The organism is Erwinia sp. MYb416 (assembly GCF_037479575.1).
GTDB classification, from domain to species: Bacteria; Pseudomonadota; Gammaproteobacteria; order Enterobacterales; family Enterobacteriaceae; genus Erwinia; species Erwinia rhapontici.
This window is the reverse complement of record NZ_JBBGYT010000422.1, coordinates 21,075-44,145: the sequence shown is the minus strand read 5'-3', so window position 1 is coordinate 44,145 and position 23,071 is coordinate 21,075. Positions and strand designations below refer to the sequence as shown.

General features: G+C 55.4%; 22 protein-coding genes. 6 read left to right on the top strand and 16 right to left on the bottom strand.

All coding sequences use genetic code 11. The annotated features are described in order from the left end of the window. Window positions 1-66 precede the first annotated feature (66 nt). Together mqo and WH277_RS07430 are read right to left on the bottom strand one after the other, a co-directional pair. Entirely contained in the window at window positions 67-1,629 is a 1,563-nt protein-coding gene (gene mqo / locus WH277_RS07435; RefSeq protein WP_167864832.1) for a malate dehydrogenase (quinone), read from the bottom strand. Window positions 1,630-1,949: 320 nt separating this feature from the next. After that, entirely contained in the window at window positions 1,950-2,405 is a 456-nt protein-coding gene (locus WH277_RS07430) for a carboxymuconolactone decarboxylase family protein (protein WP_339505136.1), read from the bottom strand. Window positions 2,406-2,464: 59 nt separating this feature from the next. Between WH277_RS07430 and pdxR the strand changes: the two genes are divergently transcribed. Continuing rightward, window positions 2,465-3,898, top strand: coding sequence for a MocR-like pyridoxine biosynthesis transcription factor PdxR (pdxR, locus tag WH277_RS07425; RefSeq protein ID WP_171149579.1), 1,434 nt, complete (start codon window positions 2,465-2,467; stop codon window positions 3,896-3,898). A 31-nt stretch (window positions 3,899-3,929) separates the two neighbouring features. Here the strand turns inward: pdxR and tpiA are convergent, their stop codons facing one another. Continuing rightward, entirely contained in the window at window positions 3,930-4,697 is a 768-nt protein-coding gene (tpiA, locus tag WH277_RS07420; RefSeq protein WP_133846367.1) for a triose-phosphate isomerase, read from the bottom strand. Between the two features lie 118 nt (window positions 4,698-4,815). Continuing rightward, the gene (locus WH277_RS07415; protein ID WP_133846366.1) at window positions 4,816-5,409 is read right to left on the bottom strand and encodes a YiiQ family protein; all 594 of its coding nucleotides are present in this window, start codon (window positions 5,407-5,409) and stop codon (window positions 4,816-4,818) included. A 91-nt stretch (window positions 5,410-5,500) separates the two neighbouring features. Here WH277_RS07415 and WH277_RS07410 point away from each other — a divergent pair, with 91 nt between their 5' ends. Continuing rightward, window positions 5,501-5,944 (top strand): DUF805 domain-containing protein, encoded by a 444-nt coding sequence (locus WH277_RS07410; protein ID WP_133846365.1) that lies wholly within the window; start codon window positions 5,501-5,503, stop codon window positions 5,942-5,944. Here the strand turns inward: WH277_RS07410 and fpr are convergent. Continuing rightward, a complete protein-coding gene (gene fpr / locus WH277_RS07405) occupies window positions 5,935-6,681 on the bottom strand; it encodes a ferredoxin--NADP(+) reductase (RefSeq protein ID WP_339505135.1) in 747 nt (248 codons plus the stop codon). The two genes, WH277_RS07410 and fpr, sit on opposite strands and share 10 nt — an antisense overlap. A gap of 309 nt (window positions 6,682-6,990) precedes the next feature. On the opposite strand from fpr, the gene emrD reads away from it, so the two are divergent. Next, a complete protein-coding gene (gene emrD, locus WH277_RS07400; RefSeq protein ID WP_133846363.1) occupies window positions 6,991-8,169 on the top strand; it encodes a multidrug efflux MFS transporter EmrD in 1,179 nt (392 codons plus the stop codon). A gap of 147 nt (window positions 8,170-8,316) precedes the next feature. Here the strand turns inward: emrD and glpX are convergent, their stop codons facing one another. The 3 genes from glpX to WH277_RS07385 form a co-directional block, all read right to left on the bottom strand. Next, window positions 8,317-9,327: a class II fructose-bisphosphatase gene (gene glpX / locus WH277_RS07395; protein ID WP_133846362.1), complete on the bottom strand. Its 1,011-nt coding sequence runs from the start codon at window positions 9,325-9,327 to the stop codon at window positions 8,317-8,319. Between the two features lie 100 nt (window positions 9,328-9,427). After that, the gene (gene glpK / locus WH277_RS07390) at window positions 9,428-10,942 is read right to left on the bottom strand and encodes a glycerol kinase GlpK (RefSeq protein ID WP_339505132.1); all 1,515 of its coding nucleotides are present in this window, start codon (window positions 10,940-10,942) and stop codon (window positions 9,428-9,430) included. Window positions 10,943-10,976: 34 nt separating this feature from the next. After that, a complete protein-coding gene (locus tag WH277_RS07385) occupies window positions 10,977-11,819 on the bottom strand; it encodes an MIP/aquaporin family protein (protein ID WP_133846360.1) in 843 nt (280 codons plus the stop codon). A gap of 445 nt (window positions 11,820-12,264) precedes the next feature. On the opposite strand from WH277_RS07385, the gene zapB reads away from it, so the two are divergent. Further along, a complete protein-coding gene (gene zapB / locus WH277_RS07380; RefSeq protein ID WP_133846359.1) occupies window positions 12,265-12,504 on the top strand; it encodes a cell division protein ZapB in 240 nt (79 codons plus the stop codon). Window positions 12,505-12,578: 74 nt separating this feature from the next. On the opposite strand, the gene rraA is transcribed toward zapB, so the two are convergent. The 7 genes from rraA to priA all read right to left on the bottom strand — a co-directional run bounded on the left by rraA (window position 12,579) and on the right by priA (window position 20,748). Further along, entirely contained in the window at window positions 12,579-13,064 is a 486-nt protein-coding gene (rraA, locus tag WH277_RS07375) for a ribonuclease E activity regulator RraA (protein WP_133846358.1), read from the bottom strand. A 106-nt stretch (window positions 13,065-13,170) separates the two neighbouring features. Further along, window positions 13,171-14,097, bottom strand: a complete 927-nt coding sequence (locus WH277_RS07370; protein ID WP_133846357.1) for a 1,4-dihydroxy-2-naphthoate polyprenyltransferase — start codon at window positions 14,095-14,097, stop codon at window positions 13,171-13,173. A gap of 164 nt (window positions 14,098-14,261) precedes the next feature. After that, complete coding sequence (hslU, locus tag WH277_RS07365; protein ID WP_133846356.1) at window positions 14,262-15,593, bottom strand: HslU--HslV peptidase ATPase subunit; 1,332 nt, start codon at window positions 15,591-15,593, stop codon at window positions 14,262-14,264. 12 nt (window positions 15,594-15,605) lie between these two features. Then, window positions 15,606-16,136 carry an ATP-dependent protease subunit HslV gene (gene hslV / locus WH277_RS07360; RefSeq protein ID WP_133846355.1) on the bottom strand — a complete coding sequence of 177 codons (531 nt, stop codon included), beginning with the start codon at window positions 16,134-16,136 and terminating at the stop codon, window positions 15,606-15,608. A gap of 90 nt (window positions 16,137-16,226) precedes the next feature. After that, window positions 16,227-17,126, bottom strand: coding sequence for a cell division protein FtsN (gene ftsN, locus WH277_RS07355; RefSeq protein ID WP_159338329.1), 900 nt, complete (start codon window positions 17,124-17,126; stop codon window positions 16,227-16,229). Window positions 17,127-17,305: 179 nt separating this feature from the next. Continuing rightward, window positions 17,306-18,343, bottom strand: a complete 1,038-nt coding sequence (cytR, locus tag WH277_RS07350; protein ID WP_133846353.1) for a DNA-binding transcriptional regulator CytR — start codon at window positions 18,341-18,343, stop codon at window positions 17,306-17,308. Between the two features lie 206 nt (window positions 18,344-18,549). After that, window positions 18,550-20,748 (bottom strand): primosomal protein N', encoded by a 2,199-nt coding sequence (gene priA, locus WH277_RS07345; RefSeq protein WP_133846352.1) that lies wholly within the window; start codon window positions 20,746-20,748, stop codon window positions 18,550-18,552. A 217-nt stretch (window positions 20,749-20,965) separates the two neighbouring features. Here priA and rpmE point away from each other — a divergent pair, with 217 nt between their 5' ends. Then, window positions 20,966-21,178: a 50S ribosomal protein L31 gene (gene rpmE, locus WH277_RS07340; RefSeq protein WP_339505128.1), complete on the top strand. Its 213-nt coding sequence runs from the start codon at window positions 20,966-20,968 to the stop codon at window positions 21,176-21,178. Between the two features lie 169 nt (window positions 21,179-21,347). Here the strand turns inward: rpmE and metJ are convergent, their stop codons facing one another. Beyond that, a complete protein-coding gene (gene metJ, locus WH277_RS07335; RefSeq protein WP_133846350.1) occupies window positions 21,348-21,665 on the bottom strand; it encodes a met regulon transcriptional regulator MetJ in 318 nt (105 codons plus the stop codon). A 243-nt stretch (window positions 21,666-21,908) separates the two neighbouring features. Between metJ and metB the strand changes: the two genes are divergently transcribed. Further along, window positions 21,909-23,069, top strand: coding sequence for a cystathionine gamma-synthase (gene metB, locus WH277_RS07330; protein WP_133846349.1), 1,161 nt, complete (start codon window positions 21,909-21,911; stop codon window positions 23,067-23,069). Window positions 23,070-23,071: the final 2 nt, after the last annotated feature.

The following is a 23,071-nucleotide window of genomic DNA, read 5'->3' as shown; positions in this document are numbered from 1 at the left end:
GGCCTGACGAGGTGCAGGGATCGCAAAACGCTGTAGGGGCGCAGCGTGCCGCGCCCGTTACAGCGACTACTTGCCGACCACCGAATCCTCGACAACCACAGGTTCGTCATTCGCGGCCGGGTTCATTGGCGTGTAATCCAGCTGCAGAATACGGCTGGTTTCGGCCAGTTCACGCTCAGTGGCTGCCACATTGCCATTCAGTTTCTGACCGTAGAAAGGAATGATCGCCTTTAGCTTGCTCTGCCATTCCGGCGATGCCATCTGGTCTTTGAACACTTTGCTCATCAGGTCCAGCATGATCGGTGCCGCCGTAGAGGCGCCTGGAGAGGCACCCAGCAGTGCCGAAATCGTGCCATCCTGTGAGGTGACCACTTCCGTCCCCAGTTTCAGCACGCCGCCTTTGTTGGCATCCTTCTGAATGATCTGCACGCGCTGGCCGGCTTTCACCAGGCGCCAGTCGGCTTTTTGGGCGTCCGGGAAGTATTCGCGTACGGCGTTGATGCGGTCATCTTCGTTCAGCATCACCTGACCGACCAGATATTTCACCAGGTCAAAGTTATCCAGGCCAACGCGTACCATCGGCATCAGGTTGGATGGCGTGATGGAACCGAACATATCCCACAGTGAACCCTGTTTCAGGAACTTGGTGGAGAACGTGGCGAACGGCCCGAACAACAGCACCTGCTTGCCATCCAGCGTGCGGGAGTCAAGATGCGGTACAGACATCGGCGGGGCACCCACCGACGCTTTGCCATACACCTTAGACTGATGACGCTTTACCACTTCCGGGTTATCGGTCACGAGGAACTCACCACCGACCGGGAAGCCGGCATAGTTTTTCGCTTCCGGAATACCGGACTCCTGCAACAGCGTCAGCGCTGCCCCACCGGCACCGATAAACACGTATTTTGCCCTGATGATTGTTTTCTCATCGTTGTTCTTCAGGTCGGATACGGTGATGCTCCAGGAACCATCGTCATTGCGTTTAATCGCACGCACTTCATGGCTGGTCTGACGTTCAAAGTTTTTGCTCTGCTGTAGCGATGCCACCAGCTGGCGGGTGATTTCACCGAAATTCACATCGGTTCCGGTCGGAATGCGGGTCGCCGCGACTTTCTGCGCGCTGTCACGACCTTCCATCACCAGTGGCACCCACTCTTTAATCTGATCCGGGTCTTCAGAGAACTCCATCCCGCGAAACAGAGTGCTCTGTTGCAAGGCGGCAAAACGCTTTTTCAGGAAATCGACGTTCTCTTCGCCCCAGACGAAACTCATATGCGAGACGCTGGTGACAAAGCTGCGAGGATCGCGCAGGACATTACGCTGCACCTGGTGTGCCCAGAAGCGACGGGAAACCTGGAAGGCTTCGTTAATTTCCACCGCTTTTTTGATATCGACAGAACCATCTGCGTTCTCTGGGGTGTAGTTCAGCTCCATCAGAGCGGAATGGCCGGTACCGGCATTATTCCAGCCGTTTGAGCTCTCTTCGGCTACACCATCCAGACGCTCTACCATGCCGATGCGCCATTCTGGCTCCAGCTCTTGCAGGTAGGTACCGAGTGTTGCGCTCATCACGCCACCCCCGATCAGTAATACATCGACGTGCTTCTCTACTGCCAGTTTGCGCATGAGACGACATCTCCGTGTTGAAGGAAATCAACATGTTAAGTAGAGAAGCAGTGGCAGGCCTTCTGGAACCCGTCTGACTGCTTCGCCCTTTCTGGATTGCTGACAGCGAAAATCCACATGAATTCAAAGTGTTTAATCGCTGTTCAAAAGCGTCAGAAATATAGCATTGTTACGGGGTAATTAAAAAAGTGTTTAAAGATTAAAAATGAGAATGATGAGCGTTAAAAAATAAGCAACATTGATACGGGCCGTTGAACGGCCCGCCAGGGCGAAGGATATCCCACAGGATAATGAGGGGTAACTATTTGAACAGAATGAAGTTAGGGGCGAGGAGCACTGTCCGGCAATTTACGCAGGGCGATCGCCAGTCGGTTGTAAGCATTCATTAAACCAATGGTGATCGTGAGGTCGGTGATCTCTTTGTCACTAAATTCCGCTTGCACCTGAGCAAAAACCGCGTCCGGCGCGTGGGTCTGTGCAATCAGCGTCAATGATTCTGCCCAGGCCAGCGCCGCCTGTTCACGTGGGGAGAACCAGTTACCCGCTTCGCGCCAGACTTTGGTTAGCACAATTTTGTCCCAGGGCAGGCCCGCTTTATGTAACGCTTTGGTGTGCATGTCGATACAGTAAGCACAGCCGTTGATCTCAGAGACGTGCAGGAAGGCCAGCTCAATAATATCGTGTGGCAAACCGCTTTGCGTGACATAGCCTGAGACACCTGCCAGTGCTTTCATACCCGCGGGTGAAGTGGTGTAGAAGTTGATACGTTCGCTCATTGCCTTGTCCTTTTATCTGGGTAGGGCGCTATTCTCATCTGTTTTATGGGCGGCTAAAAGTGCCAGGAATTCATAAAAATAATGGTCCATCCGTTCCCGATATTCTGCTGCGGCGCGATACGGGCCACTCGCTGAGTGAGCAGATCCGTCAGGGGATCACGCAGGCGATTGATGAAGGGCGTCTGAAGCCCGGATCGCGCGTCCCCTCCTGCCGCGATCTGGCCGCACAGCTTGGTGTGGCACGTGGCACGGTACGCACAGCGTATGACATGCTGGTCGACGGTCAGCGGCTGGTGGCGAAAGGATCGGCGGGCACCTGGGTGAGCGAGGTTCACCACTCACCGGGAAAAAGTCTGCTGTCGGATACGGCAGTGATGGCACCGCTGGCGTCGGTTATCCACGCTTTTGATCGTCCGCCGCTGACGTTTCAGATGGGCGTGCCTGCCAACGATGCCTTTCCTGCCAAGGTCTGGTCGCGCATTCTCACGCGTCATGCCCGGGAAATGGTGAGTAAACCGATCGGCTATTCCGATCCGCGTGGCAGCCTGGCACTGCGGGAACAACTGGTCAGCTATCTGTCGATGGCTCGCGGCATACGTTGTCAGGCTTCGCAGGTGATGATCACCAATGGTTATGCCGGGGCGCTGGGACTGATCTGCCTGGCGCTGGGTTTGCGTGGCAAGTCGGTATGGACAGAAGACCCCGGTTATCTGCTGGCCCGTAAAGCGCTAACGCTTGCAGGTGTCGAAGCCGTTCCCGTTGCCGTGGATGAGCAAGGACTGTGCGTGGAGGAAGGAATACGGCTGGCGGCAGATGCCGCTGCGGTGCTGGTCACGCCGGGTCAGCAGGCCCCGTTAGGTATGACGCTGTCGTTGGAACGGCGAGCGGCGCTGCTGGCGTGGGCGGAACGCCAGACAAGCTGGATTATTGAAGATGACTATCTCGGTGAGTTGCAGCTGGAAGGGCGGGCGGCCCCGGCCCTGGCTGCGCTGGATGGTGGGCGCGTGCTGCATATTGGTACTTTCAGTAAAAACATCAGCCCGTCGCTGCGTCTGGGCTATCTGGTTGTTCCGGCATCACAGGCGGCACATTTTGCTGAGGCAGCTGCGTTGCTGGCACCCGCCTCGTCCTTTGTGCTGCACAACGCGGTGGCTGAATTTCTGCACGAAGGCCACTTTATGCGTCATTTACGCCGGATGAAGCGGCTGTACAACGAACGGCTGGTGGCGCTGCTGGCAGCACTGCAACCGCTGTTCCCGCAGGCAACGCGTGCGGCACTGGCGGTGATCATTGCGCTGCCAGAGGGATGCCAGGATACGCGCATCGCGCAGGAAGCACTGGCGTTTGGCATGGCGCCAACACCGCTGTCGGTGTGGTATCAGGATGAGGGGCGTCGTCGTTATGGGCTGGTACTGAGTGTGACGAATATCCCACGTGAAGGGTTTGAGGCGTGTGCGCAGCAGCTGAAAGCGCTGGTCGGGACATTCGGTTAAATCCTGCCCCGGGGAGGGGCAGGAGGCATCATCAGGCTTTTTTCGCTGCAGCAGCAGCTTTAACGATCACCGCGAAAGCATCCGCTTTCAGTGATGCGCCGCCCACGAGGGCACCGTCGATGTCTGGCTGAGCAAACAGCTCTGCCGCATTTTTATCGTTCACAGAACCGCCGTATTGAATGATGACCTGAGCGGCCACCGCAGCATCTTTCTTCGCAATATGGTCACGAATGAATTTGTGAACGGCCTGAGCCTGAGCAGGGGTGGCAGATTTGCCGGTACCGATAGCCCATACAGGTTCGTAAGCGACAACCACGCCGTTGAACGCGTCAGCGCCCAGGGTGTTCAGCACGGCATCGATCTGACGTGCGCACACTTCTTCGGTTTTGCCCGCTTCGTTTTCTGCATCAGTTTCGCCGATGCACAGTACAGGGATCAGACCGGCTGCTTTCAGCACAGCGAATTTTTTCGCGATCAGCTCATCGCTCTCAGCGTGATAAGTACGACGCTCAGAGTGGCCGATGATGATGTATTGCGCGCCCAGATCTTTCAGCATGTCGGCAGAGACTTCACCGGTGAAAGCGCCAGACAGGTTAACGTCAACGTTCTGCGCACCCAGTGCGATATGGCTACCGGAAATGGCATGTTTCGCCTGATCCAGATACATAACAGGCGGAGCAATCGCCACACCACAACCATCAACACCGCTCAACTCGGTACGCAGACCGGCGATCAGCTCGTTGACCATGTGTTTGTTGCCGTTCAGTTTCCAGTTACCCATAACTAATGGATGTCGCATTGTATCCTCCACGCTTAGAGAGTATTAAAGCTGCCAGCAGGCAGCATTGTCTGCCAGACAGTATAGAGATCAAACATCGGAAAGGCTTTGCTTTTCGTCATCCTTTGGGCCTGTCGTCTCAGGGTGTGCTCAAGGCCAGTTTTAACGGTTCCACCGCAAAGGTTAATCCTTTATCGCCGTTATCGGCCACGATATAGCGCAGTGCCCCTTCGGTCTGTTGGTAAAAGCGAGAGCCTTTGCCTTTGGTCACCAGCGCCTCGGCACGTTTCTGGCTTTGGGCTTCACTCAGCATCGGTTCGAAGTAATGAATCAGCGCTGCGATGTACGCCAGCGCTTTATCGCGTGAGGCTTTCTGTTCCGGGCCGGGAATGGGCAACCAGGTGATCTGCAACGTTTTGATTTTTCCCGTGCCTTGTTCCAGTGCAGTCGACGAATAAAGATTTTCGTTGATCTTGCTGGCAGCACGCGTCAGATTGCTTTTATCATTCCTGCTGTCAATGGCGCGATATTCACTTAACGGTAACGTTTTATTGGCAGCATTATACTTTTCGCGAAACTGGCCGATAGTCATATCAAAGGTGGGGGCGCCGGCCTGTAAGTAGGGCGCGCCAGGCAAATGCTCAGTCCGATCCTGCGGGTCCGGATCGGCGTGTGCCGCAGCGATCGTCATTGCGGATAGCAGTGCAACTGCTGCCAAAATCGCGTTCTTCATTTCAATGACCCTAACCAGTAAACTCAGCCCAAGATTAAAACGGACAATGACCGGCAAAGTCAAAGGGCACCCGGACTCTGAGATAAAAATAATGACGTTACAGCAATGGTGTTTCTCTTTTCGTGGTCGCCTGGGACGGCGCGACTTCTGGATCTGGCAGGTGGCCTGGCTGCTGATGCTGGTGCTGCTCTTTACGCTGGCAGGCAATGGTCTGTTGGATACGCAGACGGCCGCTTTCTGCGTGGTGGCCCTGCTGTGGCCCACCAGCGCTGTCATGGTAAAACGACTGCACGACCGTAACAAAGGCGGCCAGTGGGCGCTGCTGTTTATCGTCGCCTGGATGCTGATGGCCGGGCACTGGGCGATATTGCCGGCAGATGCGCAGTGGCTGGTGGGCCGTTTTATTCCCACATTGATCATGGTCGGTATGGTGGTTGAACTGGGCGGTTTTGCGGGTACACCGGGTGATAACCGGTTTGGCAAAGCGACGCAGCCTGTGGTGTATCTGCGCCGCCGCTCACCGGATTACCAGTAATGTTCGCTGGTGATATGCCCGGGTTTGCGCTTGAGATGTTTACGCATGCCGCGGGTTTCTTTTAAAACTTGCTGGGTATCGCGCACCATTTGCGGGTTGCCGCACAGCATGACATGGCTTTGTTCGGCATCGATGCTCAGCCCGGTCACCGCTTCCAGCTGGCCACTCTCTATCAGCGCGGGCACTCTGCCCGTCAGTGAGCCCGGGCTCTCTTCGCGACTGACCACGGTTTGAATCTGGAGTTTCCCAACGTAACGCTGCTGTAATGCCTGCATCACTGGCAGATAACTCAGATCCTGTGCATAACGTGCGGCATGGACCAGTACGATATTTTTGAAGCGCTCCAGCCCTTTTCCTTCCTGTAAAATCGACAGATACGGCCCGATGGCGGTGCCGGTTGCCAGCATCCACAGCGTTTCGCACTCAGGGATTTCATCCAGTACAAAGAAGCCCTGAGCATCCTGGGTAATCATCAACTCATCGCCGGGTTTCAACGCATGCAGTCGTGGGCTTAGTTTCCCTTCCGGCACGGTGACCAGGTAGAACTCCAGATTTTCATTGCTGGGCGCATTCACAAAGGAATAGGCGCGCACCACACGTTCACCGTCAATTTCCAGTGCCAGCTTGGCATATTGCCCGGCGGTAAACGGGTCGATGGGAGCGGTCACCGTCAGACTGAACAGGCTGTCAGTCCAGTCGGTGACATGTTTAACGCGGGCGTTGACCCATACGGCCATAAAAAAACTCCTTCATTCGCTTGCGACATAAGTGACGTCTCTGCGGCTATCTTCGCCAGCCATCGGTTTTTTTTCCACCCGACGGCCCGGGTGAAAGCTCATATCGACAAAGTATGAGCACTATTTAAACGTAGCGTAAAAAATGTTTTACAGACACGCCTGCTTTTACTGACAGTGGCGCCAGCGTTATTTACCGCGACCCCCTCGCTTTGCTACGCATTCCTGATATTTTCAGCGCCATTGTGCCGGTATGACTGGCCACCCTTGCTGGTTGGGTGAGTTTCCGCTTTTTATAAGAGTCGTAACTTAATGAAAAAAATAGAAAATGGCCATTTGCTGGTGATGCTGATGGCGTTGCTGGCGGTGGGACAGATGGCGCAGACGATCTATGTTCCGGCGATGTCGACCATTGCTGATGTCTTCCATGTACGCGATGGTGCGGTACAACGGGTGATGGCTGCCTATCTGATGGCCTACGGTGCCTCGCAGCTGTTTTACGGCCCGCTGTCTGACAGTATCGGGCGTCGCCCGGTGATCCTGATGGGAATGGCGGTGTTTATTGCCGGATCGCTCACCGCACTGTTGGCAGGCAGTCTGAATGGCCTGGTGCTGGGGGCTGCTATTCAGGGAATGGGCACGGGTGTTGCCGGGGTGATGGCGCGCACAATGCCGCGTGATCTCTACGCCGGTAGTGCGCTGCGTCAGGCCAACAGCCTGCTTAACATGGGAATTTTGGTCAGTCCGTTGATTGCTCCCGTGATTGGTGCCGGGCTGACACACCTGTTTGGCTGGCGCGCTTGTTTCGCTTTTTTACTGCTGTTGTGCCTGATTGTTGCTGGCGTGATGCTGCGTTGGCTGCCGGAAACGCGTCCCGCAGGACAGCAGACACGCCCGCTGTTCTCCCGTTACCGTCCACTGCTGGCCGACAGCAGTTTTGTCCGTTATCTGGTGATTCTGATCGGTGCGCTGTCTGGGATTGCGGTGTTTGAGGCCAGCTGTGGCGTGCTGATGGGAGGTGTACTGGGTATGAGCAGCCTCGCCGTCAGCGTGTTGTTTATATTGCCCCTGCCTGCGGCCTTCTTTGGTGCCTGGTTTGCCGGGCGCAGTGAGAAACCCTTCACCACGGTGATGTGGTATGCGGTGAACAGCTGCCTGCTGGCGGGCGTGATGATGTGGATCCCCGGCTGGCTGGGCGTGATGAATCTGTGGACGCTGATTGTGCCGGCATCGCTGTTCTTTTTCGGTGCCGGGATGCTGTTTCCGCTGGCAACGACGGGTGCAATGGAGCCCTGGCCGTATATGGCGGGCACCGCCGGAGCGCTGGTGGGGGGATTACAGAATCTTGGTTCTGGGCTGGTCGCGTGGCTGTCTGCGCTGTTGCCGCAAACCGGTCAGTTCAGTCTGGGGATGCTGATGTTTGCCACTGCGCTGCTGATCCTGCTGTGCTGGCTGCCGCTGTCAAAACATCCACAGCCGCACGCGGTGTAAGGCTGTCATTTACCCGCTTTGGTACCGGGCGAGGCGTGCCTCGCCCCTACGGTCTCAGAGGCCGTGTAGGGACCCCTAGGGTCTCAGAAGCCGTGTAGGGGTCGGGCATGCCCGACCCGCATTGACACCTACTGAGACGGTAGACGATCACAAAATATACGGGTGCAGGCTTTCGTCTTTCAGATCGAGGTAATGGATCGACTGAATACGGCGGATGGTGCGGGATTTACCACGTATCAGCAGCGTTTCAGTGGTCGCCATATTGCCCTGACGGGTGATGCCTTTTAACAGGTCGCCGCTGGTAATGCCGGTCGCGGAGAAAACCACGTTGTCGTTGCGCGCCATCTCTTCCAGCTTCAGCACCTGTCCGGCAGCAATCCCCATTTCCGCACAGCGTGACAGCTCCTGTTCGCCCAACTGACGGTTCTCAGGGGTATCACCCTTAACGTCATGACGTGCCAGCAGACGAGCCTGCATATCGCCATCCAGCGCACGGATCACCGCTGCGGAGACTACGCCTTCCGGTGCGCCACCGATGCCGTACATCACGTCGACTTCGCTGTCCGGCATGCAGGTCAGGATCGACGCGGCAACATCACCGTCCGGGAACGTAAATACGCGTACGCCAAGCTGTTGCAGGCTGGCAATCACCGCATCGTGGCGTGGTTTCGCCAGCAGGGTCACGGTCAGTTCTGTCAGGGATTTATTCAGGGCACGGGCAACGCGTTGCAGGTTCTCTTCCAGCGGCAGGTTAAGGTCAATAGCGCCTTTAGCCCCAGGACCGACCACCAGCTTCTCCATATACATATCCGGTGCGTGCAGGAAGGTGCCTTTGTCCCCGACGGCCATGACCGCCAGTGCATTGGCCTGTCCCAGTGCGGTCATGCGCGTACCTTCAATGGGGTCGACGGCAATATCCACCGCATCCCCGTTGCCTGTCCCGACTTTCTCGCCGATATACAGCATCGGTGCTTCATCAATTTCCCCTTCGCCAATCACGATCTGACCGTCGATATCCACTTTGTTGAGCATGATGCGCATTGCATGTACGGCTGCACCGTCTGCCGCATTTTTATCGCCACGCCCCAGCCACTTATAGCCAGCCAGTGCCGCTGCTTCTGTTACGCGGGAAAATTCAATCGCCAGTTCTCGTTTCATGACATGCCTTTAAGGAAACTAATGAGGCGGGAAGTTTATCACAGGGAGCGGAGCGGGGAAGGGAGATACCCGTGGTCAGGCGACCACGGGCAGGAGATGATTACTTGTCGTCAGCGTCTTCCCATGCCTGCGCACGGGCGACGGCTTTCTTCCATCCTGCGTACAGCACGTTGCGCTGGGTGGTTTCGATGCTTGGGCGGAATTCGCGCTCGATGACGGACTTGGCGCGCACTTCATCCAGATCTTTCCAGAAGCCCACTGCCAGACCGGCAAGGTAAGCAGAACCCAGCGCAGTCACTTCACGCACTTCAGGACGCTCAACGCGCGCACCGAGGATATCGGACTGGAACTGCATCAGGAAGTTGTTCGCCACGGCACCACCGTCAACGCGCAGTGATTGCAGACGGGTGTTGGCATCGTTCTGCATCGCTTCCAGCACGTCACGCGTCTGATAAGCAATGGACTCCAGCGTGGCGCGAATGATGTGGTTAGCATTGGCACCACGCGTCAGGCCGAAGATAGCGCCTCGGGCATACGGGTCCCAGTAGGGGGCACCCAAACCGGTGAATGCAGGCACCATATACACGCCGTTGGTGTCTTTGACTTTGGTGGCGAAATATTCGGAGTCAGTAGAGTCACTGATCAGCTTCATTTCGTCACGCAGCCACTGAATGGATGCACCGCCGATAAACACCGCACCTTCCAGCGCATAGTTCACTTCGCCACGTGGGCCGCAGGCGATGGTGGTCAGCAGGCCGTGTGTTGAGGTCACCGCTTCTGTACCGGTGTTCATCAACATAAAGCAGCCCGTGCCATAGGTATTTTTCGCCATACCCGGCTGGACGCACAGCTGGCCATACAGCGCCGCCTGCTGGTCACCCGCAATACCGGCGATTGGAATACGCGTTCCGCCTTTACCACCGATGTTAGTCTGGCCGTAAACCTCTGACGAGGATTTCACTTCCGGCAACATTTCACGCGGGATATCGAGAATGTCCAGCATGCGCTGATCCCACTCCAGCTTGTGAATATTGAACATCATGGTACGGGAGGCGTTGGTGTAGTCGGTGATATGAACCCGTCCCTGCGTCATTTTCCACACCAGCCAGGAGTCGACGGTGCCGAACAGCAGTTCGCCACGGCGTGCACGCTCGCGGGAGCCTTCCACGTGGTCGAGGATCCACCTCACTTTGGTGCCGGAGAAGTACGGGTTAATCACCAGACCCGTGGTATGACGGATGTACTCTTCCAGGCCTTCTTTTTTCAGCTTCGAGCAGTAGTCGGCGGTACGCGGGTCCTGCCAGACGATGGCGTTGTAAATCGGCTTGCCAGTTTCTTTGTCCCACACAATGGTGGTTTCACGCTGATTGGTGATACCAATCGCGGCAATCTCGTCAGAGTTAATGTCCGCATGCGCCAGGACTTCGACCAGGGTGGAGCTCTGTGACGCCCAGATATCCATCGGGTCATGCTCAACCCAACCCGCTTTCGGGTAGATTTGCTGGAATTCACGCTGTGATACCGCAACGATATTGGAGTCATGATCCAGAATCACGGCGCGGGAACTGGTGGTTCCCTGGTCGAGTGCGACAATGTATTTTTTTTCTACGGTCATAATAGATTCCTGATGGTGTAAGCAATGAGCAGGATTACGCTTTACGCTGTGCAGCGCGCGGTGCTGATTTTTCCTGTTTCTCCACAACCTTACCCGGAAGGTTGTTGGCAATCAGGGCGCGGTAGCCAAAGGCTCCGAGGCTTGCACCGATCAGTGGGCCAAAGATCGGAACAAGGAAATACGGAATATCACGGGCACCGGTGAAGGCAACATTACCCCAGCCAGCCACCCAGGCGAACAGCTTAGGTCCGAAATCACGTGCCGGGTTCAGTGCAAAGCCAGTCAGTGGGCCCATTGCGGCACCGATGATGGCGATAAGGAAACCAATCAGCAGCGGTGCCATCGGGCCACGCGGCAGGCCGTTACCGTCATCGGTCAGCGCCATAATCAATGCCATCATGATAGCGGTAATGACCATTTCAACCAGGAATGCCTGACCCACGCTGATGTGCGGGTTAGGATACGTGGAGAAGATGCCCGCGAGGTCGAGGCTCTCAACGCTGCCACGTACCATGTGATGTGTCTGTTCGTAATCGAGGAAGAGATTGTGATACAGGCCGTACACCAGCGCTGCGGAGCAGAATGCACCCGCTATCTGCGCAATCGTATAGGGCAGCACTTTACGCCCTTCGAAATTGGCGAATAGCCACAGCGCGACGCTGACGGCGGGGTTCAGGTGAGCACCTGAAATACCCGCGGTCAGATAGACGGCCATCGCAACGGCCAGGCCCCAGACAATACTGATTTCCCAGAGGCCGAAACTGGCTCCGGCAACTTTCATTGCGGCCACGCAGCCAGCACCGAAAAAGATGATCGTGGCAGTGCCGAGAAACTCGGCGATGCACTGCCCCTTAAGTGTACTTGTTGTCTGACTCATGATGAATTCCTGAAGGCGAGGTTAATGGTTTAGCTTCTTAGTTTTGTTTCATCCATGAATCACCCAAATCTTATGTAGGGCTGTTGTGAATTTATCGTTAACGAGCATAAACGAGAAATAGCGAAATCAAAAATTGTGTTCTGTGTCATAAAAATGAGCGTTTTCGCGTCTTTTTGCTTTCCAAACACGACCTGGTGCGCGTTTGATCGCGTGTGAAATGCGCAATTATTTAACGCTGACCTTACATCAGGAGGGGGAAGATGTTAATGAGACCAGGTATAGACTGAAAATTGTTACAGACTACGCCCTGTAAGGGTTCGCTGCTGGACTTGAGCTGTCGCTCTACTTACAATCGGAGAATCGTTGTTATCCGCGGAATGCCGGTTCATTCCTCACCCCTGCGGCTAGCATCATCAACGCCCTGCGATTAGGAGAGGTTATAGACATGTCATTTGAAGTATTCGAGAAACTGGAAGCGAAAGTGCAGCAGGCGATTGATACCATCACGCTGTTGCAGATGGAAATCGAAGAGCTTAAAGAACAAAACGGTAATTTGAACCAGCAGGTTCAGCAGGCAGCAGGCAGCAGTGATGCGCTGGTGCGTGAAAATCAGCAGTTAAAAGAAGAGCAGCATGTCTGGCAGGATCGTCTGCGGGCTTTGCTGGGAAAAATGGAAGAGGTGTAATGCTGCACCTGGCGTAAAAGCAGGAAGCAAGCAGAAAACGGGTGCCCTGGGGCACCCATTTTATATGTTCGTCTTTATTCGATGTCGAGCGCGTCTTCGGACAGGATCATTCCCGTGTTGTCTGCGTACAGATGATCGCCGGAGAAGAACGTGACGCCACCAAAGTTCACCCGCACGTCGCTTTCACCAATGCCTTCACCTGCAGCCCCGGCAGGAATAGCCGCGATGGCCTGAATGCCGATATCCAGTTCTTCCAGATCATCCACCTGGCGAACAGAACCATACACCACAATGCCTTCCCACTCATTTTGCTGAGCCAGCGTTGCGAGCGCGGCGTCCACCAGCGCACGGCGTACTGAACCACCACCATCAACCAGCAGAACACGACCACGGCCGTTTTCCTCCAGCAAATCATAGAGCAGCCCGTTATCTTCGAAACATTTTACCGTGGTGATTTGCCCGCCAAACGAGGTGCGACCACCAAAGTTTGAGAAAAGCGGTTCAACGACATTCACATCTTCATGGTAGATGTCGCACAGTTCTGAAGTATCGTATTTCATAGGGGTTTCGTCTGTTTGCCGCAGGAGGGCTAAGTATATCGCTTAAAGGCCACTGTTGGCAAAATCATCAATTGTTAAAAATTGCGATGGGTCAAGCACATCGCGTTTAGCTGAACACTAAGCCGATGGCAAACAGGATATTGATCAGCAGGGCTGCTTTAACGGTTTTTTCCAGCATGGGTCGCATCGCCAGTGCACTGGTTTCTCGCAAAATGAAACGTCCCTGCTGCCACAACAGAGGTGCCGCGAGCAGGAATAACCAACCCACCGGACGCAGGCTGACCAGCGCACTGTAGAGAGCAAAGCAGGCCAGTGCGGTGGTTAACAGCACGGCATGATAGCGGCGTGCTCCATGTGCACCCAGGCGAACTGCCAGCGTAAATTTGCCATTCTGCCGGTCGCTGTCGATATCGCGCAGGTTGTTGACGTTCAGTACGGCGGTCGCCAGCAGGCCACAGCCACTGGCGGGAAGCAGCAGCAGCAGATCAATCTGGTGTGTTTGCAGATAGCTACTGCCGATGACCCCCAGCCAGCCAAAGAAGATCATCACAGACAGATCCCCAAGGCCAAGATAGCCATAGGGTTTTTTCCCCACGGTATAAGCGATGGCTGCGACTATCGCCAGCGCGCCCATCGCCACAAAGCCGAGGATATCGGCGGGAGACTGGCAGGCCCGCAGGATCAGTAGCAGGCCACAGCCGGTGGTGATGGCCACGGTCAGCATCAGCGCGATGCGCATCTGCTCTTTGGTGATCGCCCCTTTCTGCATGCCACGCAACGGCCCGATACGCTGCGGCGTATCGCTGCCTTTCAGCGCATCGCCGTAGTCATTCGCCAGGTTAGAGAGGATCTGTAACAGAGTGGTGGTCAGCAGCGCCAGCAGGGCGATGGAGGGGTCAAAATGCCCCTGATGCCACGCCAGAGCGCTACCGGTAATGATCGAGGCACAGGCCAGCGGCAGTGTGCGCAGACGCAGGCTTTCCAACCAGGCTTGGGGCATTGAGAGTGGGGGAGCCAGTTGAGTATTATCCATGACAGGTTGCGCCTCCGATCCGTTTCAGGTCCAGTGCGGCGAGTGCCAGCACGATATCGGTGTCATGGTAAGCGCCTTTTTAACAACGGGAGTTAATCCTGGTCAAGTTGGTGCAGGATATAAAAAAAGGAGGCCGAAGCCTCCTGATGTGTCGAGCCGTTTGCTTACAGGATAAAGCGGCTGAGATCTTCGTCAGCCACCAGCTCGTCGAGATGTTTGCCTACATATTCGGCATCAATGGTAATCGACTGGCCATTCAGGTCGCTGGCGTCGTAGGAGATGTCTTCCATCAGACGCTCCAGGACGGTATGCAGACGACGTGCACCGATGTTTTCAGCGGTCTCATTCACCTGCCATGCCGCAGCCGCAATCTTACTGATGCCGTCAGGGGTAAAGTTAATCTCTACGCCTTCCGTGTTCATCAGTGCTTTATATTGCACGGTGATGGAGGCACTTGGCTCTGTGAGGATGCGCTCAAAGTCGTGCGTGGTCAGCGCCTGGAGTTCAACGCGGATAGGCAGACGGCCCTGCAACTCAGGGATCAAGTCTGACGGGCTGGCTACCTGGAATGCGCCGGAAGCGATAAACAGGATGTGGTCAGTTTTTACCATGCCGTGTTTTGTCGACACCGTACAGCCTTCGACCAGCGGCAACAGGTCACGCTGTACGCCTTCGCGAGACACGTCAGGACCGGACGATTCACCCCGTTTACAGACTTTGTCGATCTCATCGATAAACACGATACCGTGCTGTTCAACCGCGTCGATCGCTTCCTGCTTCAGCTCTTCCGGGTTCACCAGCTTGGCGGCTTCTTCTTCCACCAGCAGTTTCATCGCCTCTTTGATTTTCAGCTTACGAGGTTTCTGTTTCTGGCCGCCGAGGTTCTGGAACATCGACTGGAGCTGGCTGGTCATCTCTTCCATGCCTGGAGGTGCCATGATTTCTACGCCACCGGATACGGCAGCCAGATCGATTTCGATCTCTTTGTCATCCAACTGGCCTTCACGCAGTTTCTTGCGGAAAGACTGGCGTGCAGTAGAAGGCTCGGGTGCCGCTTCATTCTGGCCCCAGTTGTTTTTGGCCGGTGGGATCAGCACATCGAGGATGCGTTCTTCGGCCAACTCTTCAGCACGGTAGCGATATTTCTCAATCGCCTGTGAGCGCACCATTTTAATCGCAGAATCGGTCAGATCGCGGATAATCGAATCCACTTCTTTACCCACATAGCCCACTTCGGTGAACTTGGTCGCTTCCACTTTGATGAAGGGAGCGTTAGCCAGTTTTGCCAGGCGGCGGGCAATTTCCGTTTTACCGACCCCGGTTGGGCCGATCATCAGAATGTTTTTTGGCGTCACTTCATGACGTAACTCTTCGTCCAGTTGCATCCGGCGCCAGCGGTTACGCAGCGCGATGGCGACGGCGCGTTTGGCGCCATCCTGGCCGATGATAAATCTGTTCAGTTCGCTGACAATCTCGCGCGGAGTCATAGCAGACATAAATTAGGATCCTTACGCTTTAGACGGTAATGCTTCGATGGTGAGGTTATGGTTGGTATAGATGCAGATATCACCTGCAATACCTAGCGCTTTTTCCACGATGTCGCGTGCGCCGATATCGGTGTTTTCCAGCAGCGCACGGGCTGCTGCCTGAGCGTATGGACCGCCTGAACCGATAGCAATTAAGTCGTTTTCTGGCTGGATGACATCCCCATTACCGGTAATGATCAGCGAGGCATTTTCATCGGCCACGGCCAGCAGTGCTTCAAGTTTGCGCAGCATACGGTCGGTGCGCCAGTCTTTTGCCAGTTCGACGGCGGCTTTCACCAGATGACCCTGGTGCATTTCCAGTTTGCGTTCAAAAAGTTCAAACAGAGTGAAGGCATCGGCGGTACCGCCCGCAAAGCCCGCAATGACTTTGTCATTGTAGAGACGACGCACTTTTTTGACGTTGCCTTTCATCACGGTATTGCCGAGGGTAGCCTGGCCATCACCGCCAATTACTACCTGGCCGTTGCGTCGTACACTTACTATTGTTGTCACGGGCAGACCCCTTATTGCAGTCGGAAGATGACCCCGCACGTTTTGTACGGGGTACTGATGCAATCAGATATGGGGCGGGTTTGAGGGGTTTCAACCCCCGATGGACAGAGGAATACAATTTGAGTGGCCGGAACCACGCAGGCGTTTTAGCGTGCTGTCGGCCGCACTGCGGTTGTTATACGGTCCGATAACGACACGATTCCAGCCACCGCCGGTCGTGATCCTGCTTTCAAATCCTTCAAAAGCTAACTGAGCACGAATGGACTCGGCCTGGTCGGTACCTTTGAAGGAGCCACACTGCACCATCCAGCGCTGCGCGCTCTCTTTTTCCGCTTCTTTTGGCTTGGTTTCCACTTTCGGCTGCGCGGCAATTTCCGGTTTCGGCTGGCGAACAGGTTCGCGGGTGACCGGAGTTATCGGTGCCGGGCGCGGTGTCTGAGTTTGAGTCTGTGGCTGCGTGCGCGGCTGCGTTTGCTGCTGCGGCATACGCGACTGCTGCTGAAGCTGGCCCTGCTGCTGCTGACGTTGAATGGTCTGCTGGCGCTGCGCCGGCGTTTGTTCATTCCACGGCACTTCGTTGAGCTGAGTAGGTTGCTGGCGCATATCGGCCTGCATCTGGTCCAGTAGCTGACGCTGTTCATCGGTTAACTGGGTCTGGGAATGTGCTTCGCCCCCTGACGTCGGTTCTGTAGGCGTAGGAACGCCAAGCTGACGGTTCTCCAGCTCTTTGATATAGCGCCAGCGTTCTTCCGGTTTGGGTGGCAGGCCATTGCCGGTCGCCTTGTGGTCAGGGATCACTGGTGTATCTTCTTTTTTATGATGCGCGATAAACCACAAGCCACCAATAAAGGTGACCAGAACGGCAACCGCCAGCACTATCATGATTTTTGATACACCGGACCCACTGCTGCGCTTCTTGCTGCGACTGTTGGTATTTTTGCGACGCGTCCCTGTCGAACGCCCGCGGCCTACATAATCTTTTTGTGCCACTATCGTTCCGCTAATAATCGATGAAGGTAAGGCCGGGCTAAAAGAGTGAAAATGTGTACCCGATGATAGCCCGCCATGTTACTGAAGGGCCGGAAGTTTGACCAGCAGCGATCTTACTAAGAATCCGCTGATTTTTGCCCAAAAGCAGGCATGGCGTGCTACCCGCTATCTGGGAAAAATCAATCTTCGTCGCGCAGGGAGGGCGCGGTGCTCCCGCGAATTTTCAGCTCGAAGTCCAGCAGGCGTGAACCATTGCTGACCATCCTGCCCTGCAACTGCTCCAGCAAGAGTAGCATCGCTTCGCGACCTATGTTGAAACGCGGCTGGGCAACGGTGGTTAATTGCGGATCGCTGTAGCGTGACAGTTCGATATCATCGAAGCCGATGATTGACAGATCTTTTGGTACGCGCAGGCCCATATTCTTCGCCTGTGACATCGCACCCAGTGCGATGATATCGCTATGACAGAACAAGGCATCGGGCGGTTTCGGCAGGGTCATCAGATGTTTCATCGCCTGCGAACCGGCATCGAAGGTGAAGTCACCCCGCACGATATAGGTCGGGTCGACCGCCATGCCGTGACGGCGCAGAGCCTGAATATAGCCCTGCAGGCGATACTGGCACAGCGGCATCTCTTCCGGGCCGGAGATGCAGGCAATGCGGCGATGTCCGAGCTTTTGCAGGTGGTTAACGGCTTCAAAGGCTGCCGTCAGATTATCGATATGGACCGTTGGCAGTTCCAGCTCCGGTGCAAACTCATTGGCCATCACCATTGGCGGCAGATTACGTTGCTCTTCCACTCCGGTGTCAAAAGGGACATTGGAGCCAAGCAGCACCATGCCGTCGATCTGGCGGGTCAGCATCAGATTAAGAAAGGATTTTTCCTGTTGGTTCTGGTGAGCACAGTCGCCAATCAGTACCAGATACCCTTCAGCCGCCGCCACGACTTCAATGCCACGAATAATTTCACTGAAAAATGGGTCGCAGATATCTGGCACAATCACCAGTACGGTCCGTGATTCACTGCGTCGCGCGCTGCGCGTCATTGAATGCGGGGAGTAGCCGACGGCGATCACCGCCTGTTCAACCTTATAGCGTGTTGCAGCAGAGACCTTTTCCGGATTCATCAGGGCGCGGGAAACCGTCGCCGTTGATACGCCGGCTTTTTCAGCCACGTTTTTCATGGTCACCACGGATGTGTCTTGATTCTGCTCCAACGCTTTTCTCCTCACGCCAGCCCCTGAGCCGACCTGACCAACTAATAACGATGTATTGTCCGGCGACTCAACATGTCGCTTGCGGTGAACGCCCCCGCATTCTTAACAGATATGCGAGGTGGCTGTTACTTAATTTGCATAAAAATTGTGACTTGTGCGACTTTTTTCGATCCAGTGCGCAACTTTGCAGGCAATCGATTACGTTGTCAGCTTTCTGTCGGGTCGATATCTAACGTCCATTTCACCTTACGGGCCTGAGGCAGTGTTGAGATCAGGGGCAAGCTGGATTTAATCAGGCGCTGCAAGACGGCGCGCGAAGGATGTTGAAGCAGGAGCTGCCAGCGATACCGGCCACTGCGTTTTGCCTGCAATGCCGGAACCGGGCCCATGACCCAGAATGATTCACTGTTAAGTGGGCTGGCTTCGAGCAAATTGCGCAGCTGCTGCAGGAAGAGGTTGGCCTGCTGGTTGTCGTGATCCTCTGCACGAAACAGAGCGTGGCTGGTGAACGGTGGCAGGAACACGCTGTTGCGCTCGCTGAGTGCCTGGTGGGCGAAGGCATCGTAACCCTGATGCATCAGGGTTTGCAGCAGGGGATGTTCCGGATGATGGGTCTGCAACAATACTTCCCCCTGTTTACCGGCACGGCCTGCTCGCCCCGCGACCTGGGTATACAGCTGAGCAAAGCGCTCGGCCGAACGAAAGTCTGCCGAGAACAGCGCGCCATCGACGTCCAGTAGTGACACCAGCGTGACATCCGGGAAATGGTGGCCTTTCGCCAGCATTTGCGTTCCGACCAGAATGCGCGCCCCGCCGCGATGAACCTCAGCCAGTTGCTGCTCAAGCGCCCCTTTACGGCTGGTGGTATCGCGGTCGATACGCGTCAGGGGGACGCCCGGGAACAGCTCACTAATATTGTGTTCGAGCTGTTCGGTTCCCAACCCAACCGGCACCAGATGCGTGGAACCGCACTGCGGGCACTGATGGGGAACCGGACGCTGGCTGTCACAGTGATGGCAGCGCAGTTGGCGCTGATGCTGGTGCAGGGTGTAGTAACGGTCACAGCGCTGGCATTCGGCAATCCAGCCGCATTCATGGCACAGCAGCGTTGGCGAGAAACCACGACGGTTGAGGAACAACAGCACCTGGTTATCGGCTTTAAGATGCTGGCCAATTTTCTTAATCAGCATCGGAGACAGGCCACCCTGAAGCTTGACGCCTTTCAGGTCGACCAGCAGCTGTGTGGCTTTGGTGGCATTTCCGGCGCGTTTGCTGAGGTTAAGCTGGCGATATTTACCGGACTGAACGTTTTGCAGGGTTTCCAGCGCTGGGGTCGCTGAGCCCATCACGATTGGAATATTTTCCTGACGGGCACGAAACACCGCCAGATCGCGTGCGTGATAGCGCCAGCCTTCCTGCTGTTTGTAAGAGCTGTCATGCTCTTCATCAATAATGATGGCGCCCAGACGGGCAAACGGCGTGAAGAGGGAAGAGCGGGTGCCAATCACAATGGCTGTTTCGCCACTGCGCGCGCGCAGCCATACGGCGAGGCGTTCGCTGTCGTTCAGCCCGGAATGCAGCACATCCACCGGGGCGCTAAAGCGCTCACGAAAGCGGGCGATGGTTTGCGGTGTCAGACCGATTTCTGGCACCAGCACCAGCACCTGGCGGCCGTTGGCCAGAATGTTTTCCAGAACGCTGAGATAAACCTCAGTTTTACCCGATCCGGTGATCCCCGCGAGTAACCAGGCAGAAAACTGATCGTCGGCACTGCGTATGGCTCCCACGGCTGTCGCTTGTTCAGTATTGAGCCGTAGACGTTCGCCCTTCACCGTATAATTTTCCCGCCAGTCCTGGTGGGCACGTGGCTGGGCGCGCAGCTCACACAGGCCTTTCGCCCGCAGTGCTTGCAGTGTGGCCTCGGTGATGTCGTGCTGGCTGACTTCATGGCGATACAGCCCGCTGTGTCGCAGCGCAGCCAGTGCCTGCTGCTGTTTTGGGGCACGTTTGAGGCTTTCCGGTGCGGTCGCTTTGCCTTCTTCTGTCATCAGCCATTGCCAGAGAGGGGCTTCTTCGGCGGGTTTGCCCTGACGCAGTAGCACGGGCATGGCGTGGAACAGCACTTCACCCAGTGGATAATGATAATAATCAGCAGCCCATAGCAGGATGCGCCACAAGGAGGCGGGGTACAGTGAGTCGCTATCTAACACCTCATGCACGCTTTTTAGCTGGTCGAGGGGGAAATCGCTGTGTTCAACAATGCCGACAACCACGCCGATCGCCTTGCGCTTACCAAAAGGCACGCTGACGCGCCCACCGACCACGGCATGGCTGAGGTGAGGTGGCAACAGATAATCAAAGTTGCGGGCAAGCGGAACGGGTAGCGCGACCTGAACAACGGGCATGGATTCATCCGGGTGAAAAACAGGGCCAGTTAGTGTACACTGTGTCGTCCGGAATGTGCGGATCCGATTGCGGCGGCTGTTTAATTTCTGTATAGTTCGCCGCCGTTGGTATGGCATTTTGGTATCAACTTCACTTGAAATATTAATCTTCGTGTGGTGCCGGTGCAGGAGTGATCCTGGCGCGGGAGAGCGACACGGCCTTAACTGAGGTTTTCCCATGAAAAAAGGTATTCACCCTAATTACGCTGAAGTTACTGCTAAATGTTCTTGCGGTAATGAAATCAAAACCCGCTCTACCGTGGGTCACGACCTGAACCTGGACGTGTGTGGCAACTGCCACCCGTTCTACACCGGTAAGCAGCGTGATGTTGCTAGCGGCGGCCGTGTGGATAGCTTCAACAAGCGTTTCAGCATCCCAGGCGCTAAATAAGCACCCTGAAAGAAACGGTTACCGTTTCGGATGTAAAAAAAACCCAGCCTCTGGCTGGGTTTTTTTATGCCTGCTTATCGGGAAGCGGCGGTGTGTAATATGCGGGGCTATCGGGTAACCCGGCAGGCCCTGATGTGACATCAGGTGCCTGACCGGATAACCGAACGGTTTAGTATTCCCAGGTCTCAGGATCGACGCCCATTGCACGCATGATCGCTTTTGCTTCCTCGGGAATTTCGTCACTGCGTTCTTTGCGCAGGTCAACATCATCCGGCAGAGGCTGGCCGGTAAATGCATGCAGAAATGCTTCGCACAGCAGTTCGCTGTTGGTGGCATGACGCAAGTTATTAACCTGGCGGCGGGTGCGCTCATCGGTCAAAATCTTTAATACTTTCAACGGAATGGATACCGTGATTTTTTTAACCTGCTCGCTTTTTTTACCGTGCTCAGCGTAAGGGCTGATATATTCGCCGTTCCATTCAGCCATGAGTTACCTTAATCATATTAAATGTAGAATTGCCGAAATTTGGCTAATTATGCCCGAAGTCGATGGCTATCACACCGGGATGGCACAACTTTCTCTGGGGTATATCGACATAATTCTAACGGTTATTGACGCATTGCTCAATCTATACGCAAAGACATTTAGATGTCCAGATGTATTGACGTCTATCTCGCTGCTGTTTACTCTATCAGTCTTATCTTATTAACCAGCAGGAAGTTATGCACCATGACGCGTAAACAGGCAACCATCGCAGTACGTAGCGGTTTGAATGATGACGAGCAATATGGCTGCGTTGTCCCACCGATTCATCTCTCCAGCACCTATAACTTTACCGACTTCAATGAGCCGCGCGCTCATGACTACTCACGTCGCGGCAACCCGACGCGTGATGTCGTGCAACGTGCGCTGGCAGAGCTGGAAGGGGGCGCTGGTGCAGTGATGACCAATACGGGCATGTCTGCCATCCATCTGGTGTGTACCGTATTCCTGAAACCCGGCGACCTGCTGGTGGCGCCGCATGACTGTTACGGCGGCAGTTACCGTCTGTTCGATAGCCTGAGCAAACGCGGTGCGTATCGCGTGAAGTTTGTTGACCAGGGCGATGAGGCTGCTTTACAGGCGGCGCTGGCTGAGAAACCTAAGCTGGTACTGATTGAAAGCCCGAGCAACCCGCTGCTGCGTGTGGTGGATATTGCGTCGATCACCCAGGCTGCGGCAGAAGCTGGCGCGATTAGCGTGGTGGACAATACCTTCCTCAGCCCGGCTTTACAGAATCCGCTGGCGCTGGGTGCTGACCTGGTGATTCACTCCTGTACCAAATACCTTAACGGTCACTCCGATGTGGTGGCCGGTGCTGTTGTTGCCAAAGACCCGCAGCATGTGACTGAACTGGCCTGGTGGGCGAACAATATTGGTGTGACCGGTGGCGCATTTGACAGCTATCTGCTGTTGCGCGGCATGCGTACACTGGCCCCGCGTATGGCGGCGGCACAGCGTAATGCGCTGGCGATTGTCGATTATCTGAAACAACAACCGCTGGTGAAAAAGCTGTATCATCCTTCCCTGCCGGAAAATGCCGGACATCAGTTTGCGGTACGTCAGCAAAAAGGCTTTGGCGCCATGCTAAGTTTTGAGCTGAACGGTGATGAGGCAACGCTGCGTCGTTTCCTGAAAGCGTTGGAATTATTCACACTGGCGGAATCGCTGGGCGGCGTCGAAAGCCTGATTTCCCACACCGCAACCATGACCCATGCGGGCATGTCTGCTGAAGCGCGTGCGGCAGCGGGGATTTCGGAGACGCTGCTGCGTATTTCGGTGGGAATTGAAGATCACGAAGATTTAATCGCCGATCTGGATAATGCATTCCGGATCGCGGCCAAGAGGTAAGC